We start from the raw sequence: 21,869 nt of genomic DNA, 5'->3' as shown, positions 1-21,869 counted from the left end.
CCCGGATTCAACGGGGCGCGGGTGATCTCCTCCACGCGCAGTCAGTGGTGGGGCACTGTCGCTGGGTCAGTGGGACCGGTCTCCGGTGAGCGCCTGGTCGGCGGGGAGAAACCAGAGGCCGACCATCTCACCTTCCCGGTTGTAGCTGATCCGTCCCACGAGGTCGGCCGCCTCGAAGTCGAGGAGCTGTTCGACGACGAAGACCTCGTCGGCGAGGCTCACCGTCTGCGCCGGATGCCGGGCCTCCAGCTCGCCGCCGAGGGCCACGACCTGGGCCCAGGCATCCGCCAGGGATTTTGCGTCGAGTTCGTTGCCGAGTACCGGGCCGAGCAGGCGCGCCGCGCCGTCCCAGTCGTGAGCTGTGAGGACGTCGAGGAAGGTCACGGCGCGGGTGATTGCCTCCTGCTGTTGGGTCGGGGTGGGTTTGTTCATGGGGTTTCCTGTCCGTGGGTCGATGGGGTTGCCGAACCTCTGGAACGCCGCCTGTCGGCTGATGCCGAGGGCGTTTCCGATGCTCTGCCACGTTGTGCCCCGTTCCCGGGCCGCGAGGACCAGTGCCCCCAGCGCCTCGGTGGACAGCAGTTGCATGGTGTGTGCCGTGGCCAGGGAGTGGGTGACGTCCCGGGGCGGGGTGTTCCTCGAGATGCTTTCGGTGCCGGGGGTGTCGATCTCCCGGAGTTCCGTGGCGAGCAGGGACGCGACCTGGGTGAGGAGCGTGGCGAGTGTGGTGGTGTTCAGCGGTTCCGACATGTGTAAAGGATATCTTTACGTCGAGAGAGTGTCAAGGAAATGTTTACACGACCCCGGTGGGGATGCGCGACAGGACTGTCGGACCTGGGCGCACGAGCGGTGGGATGTCAGTCGGGGCCCGCACCCCGACACGTCGCACGTATCCTGCACCGTCTGGTGGGGCGGTTGTCGGGAACTCGCAGGTGGCGGGCCGGTGACGAGGACCGTCACCTCGGGTATCCGGCTCTTCGCGTATGAGAGGGGGCTGGTGCGCCGTGGGTAATCACGGGGCTTGAGTGGTCGTGTGGGTCAGGATGGTCTCGTGTTCGATGGGGTCAAGCGGCTGAGGTGGTCTTGGTGCCGGCGGCGATCTGCTCGATCGTCACGCCGTCCTCGGAGGACCGAGCCACGCGAACCGGAACTCCTGGGGGTAGAGCTTGGGCACGGCAGTCACCCTTCCAGCCCCAACCCGAAGGGCATGCCAGATCAGATGTCACCTACTCGTACACCAGCCCCCACTAGATTCTGCGAACCACTGTGAAACATGAAGAGCGCCGAACCGTGTCAAGCACATCACCAGGTGCTAGGTGGCACGGCTAACCATCTCATCGGTGATGGGTGGGCCTAACCATGCTCAAAGCCTACTGATCCCAGCATCGTCCACCCAACATATACAGGTCCGGGTCTGCATCCCTGTGCACACCAAGGCTCCTGGTTCTGGTCACGTACCCACCGCAAAATTGACCATGGCAAACAGATTCTATCCAAAAGCCCTAGTTGTTTGACAGAAGCGCTGCGAGACGTTTAGCCTGCGACATTCCTGTCGTGACGATGGTGAAGCGGTGTTTCCCATCGGCCAGGAACTTTATGTGGGCTGCCCCTCCCAAGTTAATGCGGACCCCTTTCTCCGAGTTGGCACTACCGGTAACCGGCCAGTTAATTAAACCAGAATTCATCCCCGAATCCTCACCAGTAGAGATGTCGCTAATCGATTTGTGATTGAAGCTTCTAGAATAAAAGGGTGCTCTGATTTTAACTAGACTTGATGAGGTGTCTCGCACGACTTCGACCTTCATGGAGTAAGCCGCCCATGCAGAAAAACCTATAACGGCAGCATTGGTAAGGGCTCCCACAATCCAGAAAGAGAAAGGGATTGGCTTCGGCATTGAAGCGACGGCAGCCAGAGAAGAGGCTAAACACATAATAGGCGGTACCGCTGCGCTGAGCTTGACCATCTTGCTAGGTTTAATCAGAATCTGATCTGATTCTTTTGGAAAGTCTTCACACACGGCATTCCCCCCACAGCCAACAACAAGGTCTGCATGAAACTTAGCACTGTGAAACGTGAAGAGCCGGGTATCCCGGGGTCAGCGCGGTTGTCTTCGTCCGCAGTGCAGGCCCGGAGAGCGATGGTCACGTCACGGCCCAGGGAACGTACGGGATTCCGCGGTCCCGCAGGGGACCGGTCACTCGCAGATCGGCACGCCGCGGGCGAGTCGGGCGATGCCGTCCCAGTCGATGGAGCCGGCCAGCGTCGCCGCGGACGCGAGTGCGGCGGCGGTGGGTGGGGCCGAGATCATCGTCTCCGGTAGCCACCAGCCCTCCCACGAGGTGTAGGCCACATCGCGTGTGTCGAGTAGCTCGCGGATTCGGCCCGCGTCCGCGAGGAGCGGCGTGCCCAGCGTCCCGACCCAGGCGTCGGTGGCGATGCGGGTGGTGACGACCCGCGCCGCGGTTAGGGGGTTTTCCGTGCCGGTGGTGTAGACACCGGGGGTCAGGCGCCCTGCCTCCCGCGTGGCGGAGAAGCCCGCGCCGGAGGCGACGTCGGGGGAGATCACGACGGCCTCGTAGTGGCGGCGGAGCTCGGCGACGGTGATGTCCCCGCCGACGCACACGTTGCCGAACAGTTTCAGCCGCGGTGTTGCCGGTGCGTCGGGTTTCTCGGTGAGGGTGTCCCCCGGGGCGTGTTCGGCCAGCCCGTAGCGGATGAGGCCGAAGGGGGCCGGGGTGCGTTCGAAAAGGTCGACGTAAATGTTGCAGCCGCACCCGACGAGCAGTTCGGCGGTCTGGATGCCGACCGGCCCGGCACCGACAACGGCGATCCTCTTGACGGGGTACATGCGTGTCCTTTCCTGTGACGCAGGTTTACGGCACTCCGGTTGATTCTAACCGCACAGGTTCACCACGCCGGTGTCTTTTCTGTGACCTAGAGTGTGGGCATGGAACTTCGCGGAACAATCACCAACGGTCGGCCCCTCCTCGTCTTCGCAACTACCAGTGAGACGCAGGCTATCGACACCGATCTGCCTGTGCTCGTCACGGGGGTTGGCGTGCTGCGTGCGGCGATCGGCTTGACCGAGGTGCTCACGGAGGCGCGTGTCGACGGTCGGGTGCCCAGTGCGATCATCAACCTGGGAACCTGCGGTGGGCTCGTCGACGGCCTGAACGGTGTCTATGAGGTGCGTGAGGTGTACAAGCACGACTTCTCCTCCGAGCTTTTGGAGGAGATCGACGGTAAGCCGGAGATCAACGCCCTCACGCTCGGCACGTCGGGACTGCTGCCCACCGCCCGCCTGGCGACGGGTGACAGTTTCATCGCGGACAGTGCCATCCGGACCCGGCTCGCGGAGCGTGCGGAGCTCGTGGAGATGGAGGGCTACTGCTTCGCCAGGATCGGATACCGCTACGGCATTCCCGTCACCCTGCTCAAGCAGATCAGTGACGGCGCGAACGAGGAGTCCGTGGGCACGTGGGCCGACGCCGTGGCGGAGGGCTCCCGCCAGTTGAACGACGCCCTGCGCACTCTTCTGGACGCCGATGCACTCGTGCAGAACGTCCCGGTCCCTGTGGCGCGTTCCTGACCCCGGGACCTGGACCGAGAAAGCCCCGCGCCCGGGAACCGGGCGCGGGGCTTTCTGACGTGTCGGAGACTAGGGAGTGTCTTCTAAAAGGCGTACTCAGGTCAGGATTGCGCAGAGGTGGACCGCGGCGCGGTCGGTGATGGCGGGTTTGTCGTAGCAGGCGGCCGGGCCTTGCCGGTCGATGGTGCTGTGGATCGTGCTCGTCAGTCCACCACGCGAGCGGCCAATACGGTGACCTGCAGGTTCACACTCCGCGATTGGCTGGTTCTTGTGATTCGATTGAGCCCTCTGTGTCCTGCTCAGGGGCGCGTTGTGTTCGTGCCATGGTGGTGGGCGCGACAGGTGGTGGTATTGATCGAGACGTTCCAGTTGATCATCCCGGGTGCATCCGCGTCAGCGAGAATCGTGTGCAGGGCCCGGTCCCAGGTGCTCTCGGTGTGGCGACCATGGCGCGTGCATACCGTCTGCCATGGGCTGAACTCCTCCCTTGGCGGGTCACGCCATACGGCCGCCGTCTGGCGAATCACCGCTCAGCTATAGGAGACACGTCTTAGTCGTTGCTTGGAATGTCATGCCGTCTGAAGCGTCGCCGGACCGAACGCATCGCCTGGGCGATGTCTATGAGGGCCTTGGAACCGGCTGCGGTCTCGGTCTCGATTTCGTCGATCGTCCGTTCCCCGGATCGGAGGCTGACGATTTCCGCGTGGTAGCGGAGCCACACTGCGACGGTTGCTGCGGCAGGCACGGCGAGGAAGGCCCCGACGATGCCGAACAGTCCGCCACCGACGGTGATGGACAGCAGCACGATCACGGGGTGCAGGTTCATGGCTTTGCTCTGCAGCATCGGGGAGAGGATGTTCCCCTCGATCTGCTGTACCGCGAGGATGAGAAGCAAGACAAAAATGGCGGTGGTCAGACCGTTGGACACCAGGGCGACGAGAACCGCGATGGCGCCCGCAGAGATCGCGCCGACGATTGGGATAAAGCCGGCGAAGAAGGTGATCACCGCAAGCACCAGTGCCAGGGGAATGCCGAGGACGACGAGTCCAATGCCGATGAATATTGCGTCGATGAGTGACACGAGTGCCTGTGCCCGGATGAACCCCGAGAGTGTGTTCCATGTTCGGGTGAGTACCTCGGTGAGATGCCAACCTGCTTTGGTCCCGACATTGCGGCGGAGCCAGGGGAGGAAGGTGTGCCCGTCTTTGAGGAAGAAGAAAGTGAGGACGAGCATGAGGACCATCGTCACCACCATCGAGGTGGCGGTGGAGACCCCCGCGAAGACGCCGGAGGCCAGTTTATTCGCGACCCCTCCCGAGAGAAGCCCGGATGCGCCGTCCTGCAGTTTCAGGGTGATCTCGTTGACGGCGTTTCCGATTTGGTCGGTATTGATGTTGAACGGAGGTTCGGAGAGCTGGCTCTCCAGCTTCTCCAGCCCCGCGAGTCCCTGTTTGAATAGCAGCTTTGACTGATCCGCCACTCTCGGAGCCATTGCCGCGAATACTCCGCCGATGGCGCAGAGGGAACCGAGTAAGACGAACATGGAGGAGACTCCGCCGGGGACACCGTGTTCCTTCAGCCAGCGCACCGGTGGCCACAGCACCGTGCACACGAGGATGGCGAGCAGGATCGGAAGGACACCCGTCCAGATGATCCCGAGCCCGAGCCAGGCGATTCCGCTTGCCACCGCGACGATGATGAAACGCAGTGCCCAGCCTGCGAGCCAACGCCCGTCACGTCCGATGATCACGGCACGGTCGAGTTGACCGGCGCCCGGGTTGGCTGATGACGGTGCTGAGTGTTTGCCCGTGGTGGGGGATTCATCACGGTCGTGGTTGGCCGCGTTGAAGATGGCGTCCCTGGATTTGGCTGAATCATTCGACTTGGGGACGTTGCTGTCCTTCGACTGGGGGGCGAGGTCGTCGGAATGCCCCGGAACCCGGGGGTGCTGATTATCACTCATAATGCTTGCCAACTATGCCAGAGTCTCGGCATTGCGGGTAGTTCATGTGCTCCGGATTTGGGAGGGGAAACTCTGCAGGTAAAAAGCGATAGTCTCCCCTCCGTAACTGGCTGGGTCAGTTGGCCAGGCCCTTGATGTATCCAAACCGGTGCTCGGTCTTGGAAATTGCCTGTTCCAGGAGGAACGGCAGAAGTTCCCGACGACCGTCCGCCAGAACCGGCTGATCCAGGATCACGGAACCTGATTCGACTGCCGCCAGGTACAAATCTTCGGGTACTTCGCCGAGAGCACGGACCCGAACGGACTGTGCACCTGCGAGTTCCGCGGCGAAATCCTCATCGGAGGCCACGCGGATACCGGCACCGAGGGCGCCGAACTCCGCTACGGTCGACGCAGTGGCCGATACGTCGATGACGGTCCCCGTAATCTCGGCCGCGAGTTTCATCCGGAGCAGGTCTCGTACGGTGGCGCCAGCCCCGACTCGTATCTGCAGTGGCTGCAGGAGTGGTCGGTAGCGGAAGACGTTCGATTCGGCGAGGAGTGCAGTGCGGTCGTGCTCCACGCCGAACTCCGTCTGCCACGCGTAGGCGTCGGCCTCCGCTGCACGACGCAGCCAGTGGTTGTCCGCCGGGGTGAGAGTCGGGCCGAGCTGTGCCTTGAACTGTCGCAGCATCTGGGCGATCTGCGTGCTTAAGGAACCCGAGTGCAGCTCGTTGAGGTCGCCCTCGGACCAGGTTCCCTGCTGCCCGATGTAGTTCGGGCCACCAGCTTTCGCGCCGGAGCCCAGGGATGAGTTCTTCCAGCCGCCGAACGATTGCCGCTCCACGATGGCGCCGGTGATGCCGCGGTTGATGTAGGCGTTGCCCACCTCGACGTGCTCGCGCCAGTAGGCGATCTCGTCGGTGTCCAGGGAATGCAGTCCCCCGGTCAGTGCGAAACCGGTGGAATTCTGCCATTCGACGGCCTCTTCGAGGGAATCCGCCCGCATGATCCCGAGCACGGGGCCGAAGCACTCGTGGGTGTGGAACCAGGACCCCGGTTCCACACCGTCGCGTAGGCCCGGCGACCACAGGCGGCCACTGTCATCGAGCTGTCGTGGCTTGACCAGCCACCGCTCGCCCTCGTCCAACTGGGTCAGCCCGTGGGCCAGCTTCTCACCGGGGGCCTCGATGAGGTTATTCATCGTCGTGGAGACGTCGGTGCCGTAGCCGACGTGCAGGGATTCGACGGCGTCGATGAGCTGGTTGAGGAAACGCTTCGACCTGCCCACTGATCCGACCAGGATCACCAGCGATGCCGCCGAACATTTCTGACCCGCGTGCCCGAATGCACTGCGGTAGACATCCGCCACCGCGAGATCCGGGTCGGCGGACGGGGTGACGATGATGGCGTTCTTGCCGCTGGTCTCCGCATTGATGATCATGCGCGGCTTCCAGCTCCGGAACAGCTTTGCGGTCTCCGATGCGCCGGTGAGGATCACGGAATCCACGTCCGGGTGGCTCACCAGGCGCTTACCGGCCTCGTCCTCGTCGGCGTTGACCAGTTGCAGCAGGTCCTCACCGATACCGGCCTCGCGTAGTGCGGCGACCGCGACTTCGGCGCAGCGCACCACCTGCGGTGCGGGTTTGATGATGACCGCGGCACCCGCGGCGAGTGCCGCGAACACGCCACCCATCGGGATGGCGACCGGGAAGTTCCACGGGGGAGTGACCACCACGACGCGGTAGGGCTCGAAGCGGACGCCGCGCACGCGGTCGAGGGCGCGCGCCGACTCTGCGTAGTAGCGGGCGAAGTCGATGGCCTCCGAGACCTCCGGGTCCGCTTCACCGACGGTCTTCCCGGCCTCATGGGTCATCACCGTGATGAGTTCACCGCGGGCGTTCGCCAGTGCCTCGGCGGCACGGTCGAGCAGTTCGGCGCGCTCGGCGCCACTCTTCGCGCCCCAACCCTCGCTTGCGGTCGCCGCACGGGTCACGGCGTCATCAATCTCGCTCACGGAGGTGACGCGCGCGGACTCCACCGGGCCGGGATCGCATGACAGGGCGTCGAGGGCCCATTGCCGGTTCGCGGGCAGGGACGGGTCGGTGTCCGGTTCCCCGATGAAGTGGCCCGGTACCGCACCGGAGGAAGTGCCGACCTTCCCCGTTTCCTCGGCTGTTCGGTCCTGGGTGCGGCGCGGACCGGCGGCCGTGGACCAGCGATCCGCCACGGATGAGCGGAACCGTTGCCGTTGACCCTGCATCGGCGTCAGTCCCTCATCGCCGGTGACATCCGGAGCGAACAGGGCATAGAGGAAGTTCTGCTTCGCGCCGTTCTCTTCGAGGCGGCGGACCAGGTAGCTCACCGCGACATCGAAGTCCTCGTCGTGGACGACCGGGGTGTAGAGGATCAGATCACCCACGACATCCCGCACGGCCCGGGCCTGCGAGGGCGCCATCCCCTGAAGCATCTCGACGTCGAGTTGGCGCTCCACACCGCGCTCCACGGCGAGCTCGTGGGCGAGCGCGACGGTGTACAAGTTGTGCGACGCCACCCCGATACGCACGTTGTCCGCGTGCTCGGGTTGCAGAATCCAGTCCAGCAGTCGGACGTAGTTCGCGTCGACCTCGGCCTTGGTCAGGTACGGTGCCTGCTTCCAGTCGTGGATCTCCGATTCGACGCGCTCCATTGACAGGTTCGCGCCTTTGACCAGCCGGATCTTGATCTTGGCTCCTCCTGCAGCCCGTCGTGCCGCCGCGAACTCCGCCAGCTCCCGCAGCGCGCCGAGTGTGTCTGGAAGATAAGCCTGCAACACGATGCCCGCCTCCAACGGCAGGAACTCATCCTCGGTCAGAAGTTCGGTGAACAGGCGGATCGTCAGACGCAGATCCTTGTACTCCTCCATGTCCAGGTTGATGAAGGGGTGCGGGTCACGCGATAGCGCCTTGCGGTACAGCGGACGCAGGGTCTCCTTCAGTCGTTCGGTGTTGCCGTCGATGTCCCACGGGTTGAGCTGCGCACACACCGAGGACGCCTTGATGGAGACGTAGTCGACGCGGGGATTGTCCAGCAGATCGAGTGTCCGGTCCAAGCGTGATTTCGCCTCCCGGTCTCCGAGGACGGCCTCACCCAGGAGGTTGAGGTTCAGACGGAACCCCTGCTCGCGGGACCGGTCGAGTAGCTTGTTCAGGGCTGAGCCCTCGGCGTCGAGAACCAGGTGCCCGACCATCTGACGCAGGCGTTTCCGGGCGATCGGCATGACGATGTTCGGCAGCCAGGGCGCGACGATCGACCCGGCGGTGACCAGCCCACGGTCAACCGTGCCGACGAAGTCCGGGACGGAACCGCGGCCCTTCAACGGGCTGGCGAGATTGGCCAGTTCCCGGGCGGAGACGTGATTGTCCTCGGGGCGGGCGACCCGGTCGACGAAGCCCATCGTGAAGTCGATGCCGTCGGCGTCGTGCACCAGGGCGGCGAGCTGCTCGGTGGACTTCGCCTCCTTGCGGGACTCGTCGGATCCGGTGGCATTGAGCCACGTCTCGGCGCGGGCGATCGCGGCTTCGCTGACCTTCTCTACGTCGCTGGTGTTGGTGGGGGCCTGGGGTAGGGACATGAGTGGGTGTGCTCGCTTTCATGAATGGTCACCGACATCCCGACGTCCGCCAATGCGGCGGGTCGGTGGGTGATTCAGAGAACCGGACCCTCTGTGCGGGGGCGCGGCGGGAACGCGGAGCGCCGGTGGCGGTCCGTTGGGAAACCCGAAGTGGGTGATCGGCTGGACCGGGTCAGACAGGTGGACGATCACCGACGGGGCGGCGACGGCCGCCGCACGCCTGGGCGGTGGCCGTAGTGGCCTCATGTGCGGGAGGCTGTACGGACGTGGTGGATGAGGTCACGTGTCACGCACCGCCTTTCCCGGGTGTCGGCATGTGTCCGGCAGAGAAACCACGGGAACCGTGAGGGGATGTCGGGGTGTTCCATCCCACTGTTGGCTCTGCGGAGAAGTCTGTTTGCATAGTAACCCCTCACCCGAATCAGGGAAAGATGTGAAGGCAGGATCGGTGTGGTGTGGTGGTTCCGGGCGTGGTGGGGGTCCGGCGGACCTTTCACCGGTCGCGTGGTTTCCAGTACTTTCATCGGGCGACCCCGCATCGGTTCCCCGATGGTCAGGATATTTCCCGGCCCTTAGTATTGGGTCCGGCAGAATCTGCCCGGGCGCGGGATTTGCCGCTCCCGCACAGGCGGAGCAGCTCGATGCCGAACTGGTGCTGTGGGCCACCACCCAAATGAAGCTGACACCGTGTGACGCGATCACGCAGCAGGTGAAGGACATCGCCGGCACTTCCCCCATGTCCGCAGCGCAGCTCCGTGAGAAGATTCTCGCGAATGTGGGGTGGAACTGAATGACCTGGATCCGACCATCGAGAAGATCTGCAACGCCTACTCCGATGCGTTGGTCTCACGCGGTCGTGAATGCGGCGCAGTGACCGGGGCGCGTTTGGTTTGCTGTCGAGCGGATCGAGTGGCTTCAACTTCGGTTCCAGCTAGTCGCATATCCGGTGTGTCTCGAAGCGTTATGTGTGGCAGGGGTCACACCAAAAAGTTGAGCGTATCGGGAACAACTTTGTGTCGAGCACCGTTGTGATGGGTGAACAGGTTGAGTGGACTGCGCTCAAGGAGATTGTTAACATCATCTCCGTAAGTTGAGTCGGGGACAGTCAACCACCGATAGACGACACAGGCATACAAAGGAGAACCATCACATGGGACGCGCAGTAGGTATCGACCTCGGAACCACGAACTCGGTTGTTTCCGTTCTTGAGGGTGGCGATCCCACCGTCATCGCGAACGCCGAGGGTTCCCGCACCACCCCGTCCGTCGTTGCCTTCGCCAAGAACGGCGAGGTCCTCGTCGGGCAATCGGCCAAGAACCAGGCCGTGACCAACGTCGACCGGACCATCCGCTCCGTCAAGCGCCACATCGGTGAGGACTGGAGCGTCGACATCGACGACAAGAGCTACACCCCGCAGGAGATTTCCGCCCGCATCCTGATGAAGCTGAAGCGCGACGCGGAGGCCTACCTGGGTGAGGACGTCACCGACGCCGTCATCACCGTCCCCGCCTACTTCGAGGACGCGCAGCGCCAGGCCACCAAGGAAGCCGGCCAGATCGCCGGACTCAACGTTCTGCGCATCGTCAACGAGCCCACCGCAGCGGCCCTCGCCTACGGCCTGGAGAAGGGTGACAAGGAACAGACCATCCTGGTCTTCGACCTCGGTGGCGGTACCTTCGACGTCTCCCTGCTCGAGATCGGTGACGGTGTCGTCGAGGTTCAGGCGACCTCCGGTGACAACGACCTGGGCGGCGATGACTGGGATCAGCGCATCGTCGACTGGCTCGTCGAGAAGTTCAAGTCCGCTCACGGCATCGACCTGACCAAGGACAAGATGGCTCTGCAGCGTCTGCGTGAGGCCGCCGAGAAGGCCAAGATCGAGCTGTCCAGCTCGCAGCAGGCATCCATCAACCTGCCCTACATCACGGTCGACTCCGAAAAGAACCCGCTGTTCCTCGACGAGACCCTATCCCGCACCGAGTTCCAGCGCATCACCTCCGACCTGCTCGACCGCACCAAGAAGCCCTTCAACCAGGTCATCAAGGACGCCGACATCTCCATCAACGATGTTGACCACGTCGTCCTCGTCGGTGGCTCCACCCGGATGCCCGCCGTCGTCGACCTGGTCAAGGAACTGACCGGTGGCCGCGAGCCCAACAAGGGCGTCAACCCGGACGAGGTCGTTGCCGTGGGCGCCGCCCTGCAGGCCGGTGTGTTGCGCGGTGAGGTCAAGGACGTGCTGCTTCTCGATGTCACCCCGCTGAGCCTGGGCATCGAGACCAAGGGCGGTGTGATGACCACGCTCATCGAGCGCAACACCACCATCCCCGCCAAGAAGTCCATGACGTTCACCACGGCGGAGGACAACCAGCCCGAGGTCGGCATCCAGATCTACCAGGGTGAGCGCCAGATCGCCGCGCACAACAAGCTGCTCGGATCCTTCCAGCTCGCAGGTATCGCCCCGGCACCCCGTGGTGTGCCGCAGATCGAGGTCACCTTCGACATCGACGCTAACGGCATCGTCCACGTGACCGCCAAGGACAAGGGCACCGGCAAGGAGAACACGATCAAGATCCAGGACGGCTCCGGCCTGTCCCAGGAGGAGATCGACCGGATGATCAAGGATGCCGAGGCACACGCCGAGGAGGACAAGAAGCGCCGCGAGGAGCAGGAAGTCCGCAACTCCGCGGAGTCCATGGTCTACCAGACCCGCAAGTTCATGGAGGACTCCTCCGACAAGATCGGCGAGGACACCAAGGAGAAGGTCGAGGCAGCTGCCAAGGAGGTCGAGGAAGCTCTCAAGGGCGAGGACATCGAGGCCATCAAGACGGCCGTCGAGAAACTCTCCACCGAGTCCCAGGAGATGGGCAAGGCTATCTACGAGGCAGAGGCCGCGGCGGGAGCCACCCAGGCTGACGCCGGTGACGCCGACTCTGATGTCGTCGATGCTGAGGTCGTCGACGAAGACGAGGAGAAGAAGTAGATGACCGATCCGATCGGCACCGACAAGAACCCGGACGAGGTTCTCGAGGGCGACGCCGTCGCCGCCGATCTCCGGGAGGCATCGGACACTGAGCATGAACGTGCGGTGCATGAGCGGCAGGCCGTCATCGACAGAGAAGAACACCGCGACAACGACGAGGAGGCCACCCAGTGAGCCAGGATGACGCAATGCCGGACAACCCCGGCGATCCGGCCGCAACCGACCCGGAGGCCACTTCCCCGGAAAGTGCTGAGGCGGCGGTGGCGGACGCTGAGGCAACCGCTGACGCAGAACTCGACGAGGCGCTCGCCACCGTTGCGGCGGACGAAGCCGCGGAGGACGCGGAAACAGATGCGGTTGACGGTAGCCCGGACCTCTCAGCGGAGCTTGCCGAACGCACCGAGGACCTGCAGCGGGTCACGGCGGAGTACGCCAACTACCGGCGCCGTACCGAGCGGGACCGGCAGGCGGTCATCGCCACGGCCAAGGCCTCCGTGGTCAACCAACTGCTCGATATCGTCGACGACCTCGAACTCGCGGGGCGGCACGGAGACCTCACCGGCCCGTTGAAGTCCGTGAATGACAAGCTCCGCGCCGTGCTCAACCGACTCGATGTCGTCGAGTTCGGTGCGGAGGGCGATGAGTTCGATGCGGAACGTCACGAAGCGGTCCAGGATCTCTCCGAGGGCGATGACAAGGTCATCGGAACGGTTCTGCGCCCCGGCTTCGCGATGGGTGAACGACTGCTGCGCACCGCGATGGTCATCATCACCGACCCTGCGGTGGGCGCTCCGGCGGAAAACGACGACGTCGACAACTGACGGGTGCGGTGGCGGCACCGCACCCACGGCTCGCGGGGATCGATTCCCACAGATCCCCGCGAGCACCACATACCCTGAGTTACACCGACCCCGTGCATGACGCGGAAGGAGGAGATGCCCAATGGCTGAGCGTGAATGGGCTGAAAAGAACTACTACGCGGACCTGGGTGTCTCCTCGTCCGCGTCATCTGACGAGATCAAGCGGGCGTACCGCAAACTTGCGCGCGAGAATCACCCGGATAACCATCCCGGTGACAAGAACGCGGAAGACCGCTTCAAGCGCATCGCCGAGGCATACGACGTCGTCGGCGACGAGAAGAAGCGTAAGGAATACGACGAGATGAAAGCCATGCTCGCGTCTGGGGGGCTGCGCGGCTTCGGCGGAAATGCGGGGTCCGGCTTTCCGGGCGGGTTTCGCCAGGCGCAAGGCGACTTCGATGTCTCGGATCTCTTCGGCGGAGGCGGAGGTTTTACTTCGGAAGGGGGCCTGGGTGATATCTTCGGTGGCTTTTTCAACCGCGGCAACGGTCCTCGCCACGCAGCTCAACCGTCGCGGGGGGCCGACGTCGAAACTGACATCACGCTTGATTTCCGGGAAGCTGCGCAAGGGGCGACGATCCCCGTAGAACTCAAGGGGCCGGCCCCCTGTACCCGGTGTCACGGCTCTGGCTCCCGTTCCGGCAAGACCAACAGGTGCGACACGTGCAACGGCACCGGATACACCAGTGAGAACCGGGGAGCCTTCGGGTTCTCCGCCCCCTGCACCGACTGTGGCGGCAACGGCCAGAGCATCTCCGATCCCTGTGCCGATTGCTCCGGGACAGGCACGGTCAACCGGACCCGATCCATCACCGTGCGGGTGCCCGCAGGTGTCATCGACGGGCAGAAGGTACGCCTCGCCGGACAGGGTGAAGCAGGCCCCAACGGTCGCCCCTCCGGTGATCTCTTCGTCACCGTGCATGTCCGCAAGGACAAGGTGTTCACCAGAACCGGCACCACACTTGAGGTCGAGATTCCGGTCTCGTTCGCGGAACTGGCTCTGGGGGACACGATCACCGTGCCGACACTCGATTCGCCGGTTCGGGTGAAGGTTCCTGCGGGGACCCCCGATGGTCGGACGCTCCGTGTCCGGGGACGTGGGATTCCGAAACGGGATGGAACGAAGGGTGATCTGATGGTTACCGTGAGGGTCACGGTACCGAAGAACCTTGGCCCCGCGGCGACCAGTGCCCTGCGTGCCTATGCGCAGGCGGAGAAGGAATCCGGTTTCGATCCCAGGGCGGACTGGGCGGGATCGGTGTAGTACCGGGTGTGGTCGGTCCCCGGTCAGCGGGGCAGACCACACCCCATGACCGGGCATGGTGTCGGCCGTGCCCACGGACGAACCACGAGGAGGTGAACGGGCAGATGCCGCACAGTGATCAGCCGCCGATCCAGCGTCAGGACGGTACTTCCCCGGAGCGTGAGGAAGTGTTCGTCATTTCGGTGGCCGCGGAACTCGCGGGGATGCACGCCCAGACCCTCCGGACCTATGACCGGATGGGGCTGGTGACCCCGATGCGTACCCGTGGTGGAGGACGACGCTACTCCCGCTCCGATGTTGCTCTCCTCCGGGAGATTCAGCGGCTCAGTCAGCAGGAGGGAGTGAACCTCGCTGGTATCAAGGCGATCATCGACCTGACCCAGGCGAACGAGAGACTGCGCCGGGAGATCGAGGTTCTGCGCTCGGACAATCGACGCTTGGCTGATGCCCTGGAACGGGAACGTCGAACCTCCCGTCCGCGGGGTGAACTCGTGGAGGTTCCCGAGTCCACGGCTGTGGTCATCTGGGAACCGCGCCGCAAGCGCCGTAATCGGCGTGCATGAGAAAAGGTAATGCAGTGTGGCCCCGGACGATATGTCCGGGGCCACACTGCATTCCGAGGTCTGCACAGATTCCCGGAACGGGTGTTTGTGTGACATCAGATTCCTGAACAAGATCTGATGATCGAGAAAAACACCCCCTAATGGGGTTGGCTTAGGCATTATTTTTGAAACTTGCATGGAATGTAGTGAAAGGCCTGCTGCGCATTGGTTTTTGGGGCCGTAGCACTTCTGTGTTCCAGCTCACTATGTCTGCTGATGCTATAAGTGATGTGGAACACAGAAAAAACCGTTTATTGTGGGGGGCACTACGCGGTCGGGTTTCGCTGATCCGTCGATGCGGGGTACTGAACCCCGGTGCGGATCGCGGAGTTGGCCGTCATCGTCGAACAAGTGAGGATCCACATGACTGTCTACGCCAATCCCGGAACCGAGGGTTCAATCGTCTCCGTCAAGGAGCGCTACGACAATTACATCGGTGGTGAATGGGTCGCCCCGGCGGACGGTGAGTACTTGGACAACATCAGTCCGATCACCGGAGAGGTCTACACCCGCTTTGCGGCAGGCAAAGCTGCTGACGTGGAGAAGGCGCTCGACGCGGCCCATGCGGCGGCCCCGGGCTGGGCCTCGACCCCGCCTGCCGAGCGGGCGCTGATCCTGCACCGCATCGCGGACCGTATCGAGGAGCATCTTGAGGAACTCGCGGTCATCGAGACCTGGGACAACGGTAAGCCGGTGCGGGAATCCCTCGCAGCCGATCTGCCGCTGGCGGTCGATCATTTCCGCTACTTTGCCGGGGTGACCCGCACCGCTGAAGGTCGACTCTCGGAGATCGACGACAATACCGTTGCCTACCACTTCCAGGAGCCGCTCGGGGTTGTCGGCCAGATCATCCCGTGGAACTTCCCGATCCTGATGGCCACCTGGAAGCTCGCCCCCGCGCTGGCTGCAGGCAACTGCGTGGTGCTCAAGCCCGCTGAGCAGACCCCGGTCTCGATCATGCATCTCATGGAGGTTATCGGGGATCTGATTCCCGCCGGTGTGGTGAACGTGGTCAATGGCCTCGGAACCGACGCCGGTGTGGCACTCTCCGGGTCCGACCGGATCGCCAAGATCGCTTTCACCGGCTCCACGGAGGTGGGTCGCCTCATCAACAAGGCCGCGGCGGACAAAATTATCCCGGTCACCCTTGAACTCGGTGGTAAGTCCCCGAACGTGTTCTTCGCTGATGTCCTCGACAAGAAGGACGAGTTCCTGGATAAGGCCGTCGAGGGTATGGCGATGTTCGCGCTCAACCAGGGTGAGGTCTGCACCTGTCCGTCGCGCGCGCTGGTCCAGGAATCCATCATCGATGAACTGATGGAGCTCGTCGTCGCCAAGGTGGAGCAGGTTCGGATGGGTAACCCGCTGGACACCGCCACCATGCTCGGTGCGCAGGCGTCCGAAGAGCAGATGGAGAAGATCACGGGTTATCTCTCGTCGGGTCCCGGTGAGGGGGCCAAGGTGCTCACCGGTGGTTCTGTCGCCAAGATCGACGGCCTGAACGGCTACTACATCCAGCCGACGATCTTCCGTGGTGACAACACGATGGCGTGCTTCCGGGAGGAGATCTTCGGACCTGTTCTCGGTGTCACGACATTCACCGACTTCGACGACGCCATGCGCATCGCGAACGACACCAACTACGGCCTCGGTGCCGGTGTGTGGACCCGTGACAACAACACCGCGTACCGTGCGGGCCGGGCCATCCATGCTGGTCGGGTCTGGGTGAACAACTACCACTCCTACCCGGCTCACGCTGCGTTCGGCGGGTACAAGGAATCCGGGATCGGCCGTGAGAATCACGCCATGATGATGTCCCACTACACCCGCACCAAGAACATGCTGGTGTCCTACAGCACCAGCCCCACCGGACTCTTCTGAGTCTCGGTGACGCCGGGCGTTCGCTGAACCGCCCGGCGTCACACCGCAAACTCCGGTCAGGTACACGCGTCCCGTGTGACCTGGCCGGAGGCATGTTAACCCACTCTTGAAAATAGTTGCCAATTGGCTTTGATGCAAGGGGGTGGACCCACCCACCCCTGCCCATCCCTACACGAGGAGATTCCCATGAGTAACGCCCCCGAAAAGTTCACCGCCGCCGTCGTCGATGAATTCGGCCCCGATGTCACCGTACGCGAGGTTGAACTCCCGGAGCCCGGTCGCAACCAGGCCCTGGTCAAGCTGCAGGCCTCCGGTATCTGCCACACAGACCTGCACGCCGCCGAAGGTGACTGGCCCGTCAAGCCCCCGCTGCCGTTCGTTCCCGGGCACGAGGGCGTCGGTGAAGTGGTCAAACTCGGTCCTGGTGACCACGACATCGAGCTCGGTGACATCGTCGGCAACGTCTGGCTCTGGTCCGCCTGCGGAACCTGTGAGCAGTGCCGCACCGGCTGGGAGACACTGTGTAACGACGCCGAGTACGGCGGATACACGATCGATGGTTCCTTCGGGGAGTACATGCTCGTCGATACCCGCTACTGCGCCCGTATCCCGGAAGGCTCCGATCCCCTGGAGGTTGCCCCGATCCTCTGCGCCGGCGTCACCGTGTACAAGGGACTGAAGATGACCGAGACCCGCCCGGGCCAGTACGTCGTTATCTCCGGTGTCGGTGGTCTCGGGCACATCGCCGTCCAGTACGCCGTCGCCATGGGTATGCGCGTCATCGCGGTCGATATCGCCGACGAGAAGCTGCAATTGGCGAAGAAGCACGGTGCCGAGTTCACCATCAATGCGCGCGAGCAGGATCCGGCCGAAGCGGTCATGGAGTTCACCGGCACCGGTGCCCACGGTGTCCTCGTCACCGCCGTCCACGAAGCCGCCTTCGGGCAGGCCATCAACATGGCCCGCAAGGGCGGGACGATCGTGTTCAACGGTCTGCCCCCGGGAGAGTTCCCCGCTCGGATCTTCGACATCGTCTTCAAGGCGCTCACCATCCGTGGTTCCCTGGTGGGAACCCGCCAGGACCTGGAGGAGGCTCTCGACTTCTACGCACGCGGCCTGATTAAGCCGACCGTCGCAGAATGCAAGCTCGACGACGTCAACAGCGTCTTCGAGGATCTGCGCAAGGGCAAGATCGACGGACGTATGGCCATCCGGTACTGATCACCGGTCCGGTCAGCTCCGGCATTCGTCACTGATGGAAGCTGACGTGACACGCACGCAGATCCCCACCCACCCGCACACGCAGGAGAGTGGGGATTTGCGTGCGTCGCTCACCGGGTGTGGAGCCCGCGCAGAGCCGCCAGCACCGATGGATCATCCAGATAGTCACTGTGTCCGCCGTGCGCGGGAATCACCTCCGCGCCGAAATCGGGAGCCGCGGGGTCCGGCCCGTGCAGACCCCGATCCGCGGAACTCACCAGACTGATCGGGTCAGTCGGGCTTCTGGCGGCGATGACACGGGGGTTCGGTGAATTCAACTGAAGCTCATCCACATGGGAGACACCCGCGCCGGGGCTACCGAGCAACACGATGCCGTCCGCGTCGATCCCACCGTGGTCCTTCGCCGCAGCCAGGCCGACGACGACCGAACCGTAGCTGTGTCCGAGAACGGTGCGGGCTACTGACGGGCCGTACCGGAGCGTCAGGGAACGCTGGAAGTCACGCAGCGCGACCGCCCCGAGCTCAGCGGACACCTCCTGAGTTCCGTCAACCAGGTGCCCCGGTGCCCGGTAGCCGTTCCACACCACCACCGTCTCCCCCAGCTCCCGCTGGAGTGCTTGACCGCGTTCCAGGATTCCGGGAAGAGCCTCTGGTTCCGCCGAGCCGACGCCGGAGACCATCGTCAGTATCGACTTCGCGTTATCGATGTCACCGAACGCCGCTACCAGGTGGTGCTCACCGACTTCCAGGACGTGCATCTCGGGGAAGCGCTCCGCGAGGCCGGTGAGATCAGGCCCCGCATTCCTGATGTTCGTCTCGTGCAGTTCCGCGGCGGACACGTCGAGGCTCGCGGGCAGTGGCCGCTGTGCGGTGGACGGTGCGTACAGGTCGGTCAGGATCTCGCGGCACCGGCGCCGGTCCATGTGCCACGGTGTCCGTGGCGGAAGGAGAGTCATCAGCCGCATCCCGCAGTGTCGGTCGAGGAGATTCGAGTGCCGCCTGATCTCCGCCACAGCAGCATTGAATAACACGGCTTCCTCGAGTTGTGCGTCGGTGGCCGCGATGAACCTTCCCGCGACCTCCCGGAGATTCCGGGACCGGGCTCGTTCGATGATCGCCTCGTACTCAGCTTCCAACTGCGCCTGTGCGGAGGCAACCCCGGAGAGAATCTTCGCGGCTTCAGCGATGAGTGTGGCCGTCAACCGTTGGCGGTCGGCCATCCGTTCCTCGCTCCGCCGTGCCGAGACGAAGGATTCCCCATACAGCCCGGTGCGGAGGGCACTGCGCCACTGCTTCGCATTGGTTTCGTGGCTACGGATGATCGCCTGCCCACCCCGGTCCAGCTCCACCGTGACCGCCGCGAGCGTCCGTGACCAGGGGAGCGTCAGCGGCGAGTCAGGCATTCCCGATTCTCCGGGTCTCCTCGGCCCAGATCTGATCCGCTTCGTGGAGGTGGGCAACCAGATCCAGGATGTCACTCCGGAGGGCGAGAACCTCGGAAGTGGCCTGTTCAAGGACCTCGGACCAGGATTCCGTCAGCGCGGTGAATACTTCCGCGGTGAGAGAACCCGGTGGCAGAGCGGGAAACAGCGTCGGTGGTGCGTCGGGTGCACGCAGATGTCGGGCTGCGGCATCTGAGGACATGAGCTGATTCAACGGAAGATCCTTTCGTGGCGGGGTCTGGGTACGGGATACCTGCCCCATCGTTAAGGATCGGACCCCGCACAATCGGTGCGATACCGTGACGTCTGTGGAGGGCGTGGAATTCCGGTGGTTGATCCACAAGTGGATTGGTTCCAATGCCGGAATTGTCGGCGGAGTTCCCGGAAAACCCATATCGTGGAGCCATGCGAGTAGCCCTGGTACAGATGCAGTCCACCGGTGATGTCTCCGCCAATCTCGACGCTGTGGTGCGGTACTCCCGTACCGCCGCCGGACAGGGTGCGGAACTCATCGTCTTCCCCGAGGCGACGATGCGGGCCTTCACCACGGGACGCCTGGACACCGTCGCGGAGCCCCTCGACGGCCCCTTCGCCTCCACGGTGCGGAAACTTGCGGAGGAACTCGGGGTCACGGTGATCGTCGGTATGTTCACGCCCGCCGATTCCGTCGAGGTGGACGGGAAAACCATCAACAGGGTCCATAACACGGCGCTGCTCACCGGAGGTGGGAAGCATATCGGTTACCGCAAGATTCACTGTTACGACGCCTTCGGTTTCCGCGAGTCCGACACCGTCTGCCCTGGGAACGAACTGGTCACGGTGAAGATCGGCGACCTCACCGTCGGCCTCGCCATCTGTTACGACGTCCGCTTCCCGGAACAGTTCGTCGCTCTCGCGGAGAATGAGGGAGCCGAGGTGATCGTCCTCCCGACCTCTTGGTCGGACGGACCGGGGAAACTGCAGCAGTGGCGGGTGCTCACCGGCGCCCGCGCACTCGACTCGACCTGCTACGTGCTGGCTGCGGGGCAGGCTCGTCCCGGAGGGGAGGAATCGGCGGGGGAGAATGATGGGCCGACCGGGATCGGGCACTCGGCGGTCATCGGCCCGGATGGCCTGCGCATCGTCGAGGCCGGATACGGAGAGGACATCATCTACGCCGATATCGATGTTGCCACGGTGGTCGAGACCCGGCGGTCCATCCCCGTGCTCGGTGTGGAGCGCTCATTCTGAGGGGTTGAGGGCCTGTCACACCGGGTCATGCCGAATGTTTTCCGGTGGGGTGCCCGCCGCCCGCATCGCGTCGGCGATCTCCGACACGATGGTCCCGGGTCCGGCGATGAGAACATCCCGGTCTTCCCAGGTGCCGTATCCGGAGACCACCTCGGAGAGGCGCCCGGTCTGCCGCAGGTGCAGCCCACGGGGGGCGGTGCAGTGTTCGGTGGGGCGTACCCACCAGGGATCCTCGTCCCTGGTTACCACCGGGGTCACCGAAAGCCAGGGGGCGCTGGCGGCGAGCTGCCAGAGGCCGCGAAGATCATAGAGCTCCCCGGGACTGTCAGCCCCGAAGAAGAGATGTACGCGGCAGCCCGTTCCACGCATGAGCAGATCGAGAAGAATCGCCCGGAGCGACGCGAGACCGGTGGAGTGCGCGACCATCAGCACATCCCGTTCCCCGTCGACAGACATCACGCCGAGCGGAGACCCGATCCGCCACCTGTCTCCAGGGTGCGGAGAGGCGAGGAAACGTCCCGTGATGTCGTTCCGTTCCGCGAAGACATGGAATTCGAGTTGCCCGAACTCGTTCGCCGGAATCGCGGGTGAGAGGTGCCACCACAATCCGCGGGTTGTCGTGTCACTGGTCACGGGAAGATACTGTCCCGCCGCGTACGGGAGAGGCGTATCGGTGAGCAGCCGGACGACGGAGATGCGGGCGCAACGTCGTTCCACCTCGATGACCTTCGCCGACCAGGAGTCGGGGACACCGGCTGCGTCGAGTTCCGCCGCGGCAGCAGCCATCACCCCGAAGCATTGGGCGGCGGCGGTGTCGGCCCCTGCTGCGAGATCCGGGGGAAGATTCGCTGTGAGAAGGGCCAGTTCCGCCCGGGTGGCGTCGGCGAGCGTCCCGTAGTGGGCCGTGGGCATCCTGATCCGCCGATTCTCCCGTCCGAGTTGAGCGAGGACGGCCCGTACCCGGTCGGTGAGTGCACCGTTGACGGGTGTGTTCACCAGAACCCAGTCGAGCACCGTGGGGAGATCGGTGTTGATGTCGTGGCTGTCTGCGGGAAACAGCCTCCGGTCGGTGGGGTGTGCACGGAAGAAACGCGCGTTGATCCCCGTGCGGAAGGTGTCTGCGTGGGGGCGCAGCCGGGCGGCGACCGGCTCCAGATTCTTATGGTGCACACACGACATTGTGCACCATAACGTCCGAACCCGCACTGCACCACCAGTTTCGGTGTGGCATGCGGTACGGG

At 63.9% G+C, this 21,869-nt stretch carries 18 protein-coding genes and 1 pseudogene; 9 read left to right on the top strand and 10 right to left on the bottom strand.

The window, feature by feature from the left end; translation table 11 throughout:
- Positions 1 to 66 precede the first annotated feature (66 nt).
- The 5 genes and pseudogenes from QWU43_RS10535 to QWU43_RS10515 form a co-directional block, all read right to left on the bottom strand.
- Positions 67 to 432 (bottom strand): DUF3887 domain-containing protein, encoded by a 366-nt coding sequence (locus tag QWU43_RS10535; RefSeq protein ID WP_370915585.1) that lies wholly within the window; start codon positions 430 to 432, stop codon positions 67 to 69.
- A gap of 30 nt (positions 433 to 462) precedes the next feature.
- Positions 463 to 564: pseudogene (locus QWU43_RS10530) on the bottom strand (DUF3887 domain-containing protein); the annotation flags it as partial.
- A 500-nt stretch (positions 565 to 1,064) separates the two neighbouring features.
- The gene (locus QWU43_RS10525; protein WP_370917818.1) at positions 1,065 to 1,226 is read right to left on the bottom strand and encodes a hypothetical protein; all 162 of its coding nucleotides are present in this window, start codon (positions 1,224 to 1,226) and stop codon (positions 1,065 to 1,067) included.
- A 276-nt stretch (positions 1,227 to 1,502) separates the two neighbouring features.
- Entirely contained in the window at positions 1,503 to 1,964 is a 462-nt protein-coding gene (locus QWU43_RS10520; protein WP_370917817.1) for a hypothetical protein, read from the bottom strand.
- Positions 1,965 to 2,195: 231 nt separating this feature from the next.
- Entirely contained in the window at positions 2,196 to 2,849 is a 654-nt protein-coding gene (locus tag QWU43_RS10515) for a hypothetical protein (protein WP_370917816.1), read from the bottom strand.
- Between the two features lie 99 nt (positions 2,850 to 2,948).
- Between QWU43_RS10515 and QWU43_RS10510 the strand changes: the two genes are divergently transcribed.
- Positions 2,949 to 3,590, top strand: coding sequence for a nucleosidase (locus tag QWU43_RS10510; protein WP_370915474.1), 642 nt, complete (start codon positions 2,949 to 2,951; stop codon positions 3,588 to 3,590).
- Positions 3,591 to 4,140: 550 nt separating this feature from the next.
- Here QWU43_RS10510 and QWU43_RS10505 read toward each other — a convergent pair.
- The gene (locus QWU43_RS10505; RefSeq protein ID WP_370917815.1) at positions 4,141 to 5,553 is read right to left on the bottom strand and encodes an AI-2E family transporter; all 1,413 of its coding nucleotides are present in this window, start codon (positions 5,551 to 5,553) and stop codon (positions 4,141 to 4,143) included.
- A 115-nt stretch (positions 5,554 to 5,668) separates the two neighbouring features.
- A complete protein-coding gene (locus QWU43_RS10500) occupies positions 5,669 to 9,145 on the bottom strand; it encodes a proline dehydrogenase family protein (RefSeq protein ID WP_370917814.1) in 3,477 nt (1,158 codons plus the stop codon).
- A gap of 1,150 nt (positions 9,146 to 10,295) precedes the next feature.
- Here QWU43_RS10500 and dnaK point away from each other — a divergent pair.
- The 7 genes from dnaK (at position 10,296) to adhP (ending at position 17,956) form a co-directional block, all read left to right on the top strand.
- Complete coding sequence (dnaK, locus tag QWU43_RS10495; RefSeq protein ID WP_370915480.1) at positions 10,296 to 12,128, top strand: molecular chaperone DnaK; 1,833 nt, start codon at positions 10,296 to 10,298, stop codon at positions 12,126 to 12,128.
- Positions 12,129 to 12,302: a hypothetical protein gene (locus QWU43_RS10490; RefSeq protein ID WP_370915481.1), complete on the top strand. Its 174-nt coding sequence runs from the start codon at positions 12,129 to 12,131 to the stop codon at positions 12,300 to 12,302.
- Positions 12,299 to 12,949: a nucleotide exchange factor GrpE gene (grpE, locus tag QWU43_RS10485; protein WP_370917813.1), complete on the top strand. Its 651-nt coding sequence runs from the start codon at positions 12,299 to 12,301 to the stop codon at positions 12,947 to 12,949. Before QWU43_RS10490 ends, grpE begins: the two co-directional genes overlap by 4 nt.
- A gap of 121 nt (positions 12,950 to 13,070) precedes the next feature.
- Positions 13,071 to 14,252, top strand: coding sequence for a molecular chaperone DnaJ (gene dnaJ / locus QWU43_RS10480; RefSeq protein WP_370917812.1), 1,182 nt, complete (start codon positions 13,071 to 13,073; stop codon positions 14,250 to 14,252).
- A 104-nt stretch (positions 14,253 to 14,356) separates the two neighbouring features.
- Complete coding sequence (locus QWU43_RS10475) at positions 14,357 to 14,815, top strand: heat shock protein transcriptional repressor HspR (protein WP_370915484.1); 459 nt, start codon at positions 14,357 to 14,359, stop codon at positions 14,813 to 14,815.
- 402 nt (positions 14,816 to 15,217) lie between these two features.
- Positions 15,218 to 16,735, top strand: coding sequence for an aldehyde dehydrogenase family protein (locus QWU43_RS10470; protein ID WP_370915485.1), 1,518 nt, complete (start codon positions 15,218 to 15,220; stop codon positions 16,733 to 16,735).
- Positions 16,736 to 16,921: 186 nt separating this feature from the next.
- On the top strand, positions 16,922 to 17,956 hold the full coding sequence (gene adhP, locus QWU43_RS10465; protein ID WP_370915486.1) for an alcohol dehydrogenase AdhP: 1,035 nt from the start codon (positions 16,922 to 16,924) through the stop codon (positions 17,954 to 17,956).
- A gap of 110 nt (positions 17,957 to 18,066) precedes the next feature.
- Here the strand turns inward: adhP and QWU43_RS10460 are convergent, their stop codons facing one another.
- Positions 18,067 to 19,359, bottom strand: a complete 1,293-nt coding sequence (locus QWU43_RS10460; RefSeq protein WP_370917811.1) for an alpha/beta hydrolase — start codon at positions 19,357 to 19,359, stop codon at positions 18,067 to 18,069.
- The gene (locus QWU43_RS10455; protein WP_370915488.1) at positions 19,352 to 19,600 is read right to left on the bottom strand and encodes a hypothetical protein; all 249 of its coding nucleotides are present in this window, start codon (positions 19,598 to 19,600) and stop codon (positions 19,352 to 19,354) included. Before QWU43_RS10455 ends, QWU43_RS10460 begins: the two co-directional genes overlap by 8 nt.
- 203 nt (positions 19,601 to 19,803) lie before the next feature.
- On the opposite strand from QWU43_RS10455, the gene QWU43_RS10450 reads away from it, so the two are divergent.
- The gene (locus QWU43_RS10450; protein WP_370917810.1) at positions 19,804 to 20,628 is read left to right on the top strand and encodes a carbon-nitrogen hydrolase family protein; all 825 of its coding nucleotides are present in this window, start codon (positions 19,804 to 19,806) and stop codon (positions 20,626 to 20,628) included.
- Positions 20,629 to 20,643: 15 nt separating this feature from the next.
- Here the strand turns inward: QWU43_RS10450 and QWU43_RS10445 are convergent, their stop codons facing one another.
- Positions 20,644 to 21,798, bottom strand: coding sequence for a monooxygenase (locus tag QWU43_RS10445; RefSeq protein ID WP_370915490.1), 1,155 nt, complete (start codon positions 21,796 to 21,798; stop codon positions 20,644 to 20,646).
- Positions 21,799 to 21,869 lie beyond the last annotated feature (71 nt).

It is taken from the genome of Corynebacterium sp. CCM 9204 (assembly GCF_041357695.1).
Lineage (GTDB): Bacteria > Actinomycetota > Actinomycetes > Mycobacteriales > Mycobacteriaceae > Corynebacterium.
The sequence above is the reverse complement of the archived record's forward strand: the minus strand, read 5'-3'. Positions and strand labels throughout refer to the sequence as shown.

Excerpts from the sequence above, each read along its gene's own strand:
- QWU43_RS10475 (WP_370915484.1), top strand. The coding sequence starts at position 14,357 with ATGCCGCACAGTGATCAGCCGCCGATCCAGCGTCAGGACGGTACTTCC.
- QWU43_RS10460 (WP_370917811.1), bottom strand. The coding sequence starts at position 19,359 with ATGCCTGACTCGCCGCTGACGCTCCCCTGGTCACGGACGCTCGCGGCG.
- QWU43_RS10515 (WP_370917816.1), bottom strand. The coding sequence starts at position 2,849 with ATGTACCCCGTCAAGAGGATCGCCGTTGTCGGTGCCGGGCCGGTCGGC.
- QWU43_RS10450 (WP_370917810.1), top strand. The coding sequence starts at position 19,804 with ATGCGAGTAGCCCTGGTACAGATGCAGTCCACCGGTGATGTCTCCGCC.
- QWU43_RS10520 (WP_370917817.1), bottom strand. The coding sequence starts at position 1,964 with ATGGTCAAGCTCAGCGCAGCGGTACCGCCTATTATGTGTTTAGCCTCT.
- QWU43_RS10505 (WP_370917815.1), bottom strand. The coding sequence starts at position 5,553 with ATGAGTGATAATCAGCACCCCCGGGTTCCGGGGCATTCCGACGACCTC.
- QWU43_RS10455 (WP_370915488.1), bottom strand. The coding sequence starts at position 19,600 with ATGTCCTCAGATGCCGCAGCCCGACATCTGCGTGCACCCGACGCACCA.
- QWU43_RS10510 (WP_370915474.1), top strand. The coding sequence starts at position 2,949 with ATGGAACTTCGCGGAACAATCACCAACGGTCGGCCCCTCCTCGTCTTC.
- dnaK (WP_370915480.1), top strand. The coding sequence starts at position 10,296 with ATGGGACGCGCAGTAGGTATCGACCTCGGAACCACGAACTCGGTTGTT.
- QWU43_RS10490 (WP_370915481.1), top strand. The coding sequence starts at position 12,129 with ATGACCGATCCGATCGGCACCGACAAGAACCCGGACGAGGTTCTCGAG.
- QWU43_RS10500 (WP_370917814.1), bottom strand. The coding sequence starts at position 9,145 with ATGTCCCTACCCCAGGCCCCCACCAACACCAGCGACGTAGAGAAGGTC.
- QWU43_RS10470 (WP_370915485.1), top strand. The coding sequence starts at position 15,218 with ATGACTGTCTACGCCAATCCCGGAACCGAGGGTTCAATCGTCTCCGTC.
- adhP (WP_370915486.1), top strand. The coding sequence starts at position 16,922 with ATGAGTAACGCCCCCGAAAAGTTCACCGCCGCCGTCGTCGATGAATTC.
- dnaJ (WP_370917812.1), top strand. The coding sequence starts at position 13,071 with ATGGCTGAGCGTGAATGGGCTGAAAAGAACTACTACGCGGACCTGGGT.
- QWU43_RS10535 (WP_370915585.1), bottom strand. The coding sequence starts at position 432 with ATGAACAAACCCACCCCGACCCAACAGCAGGAGGCAATCACCCGCGCC.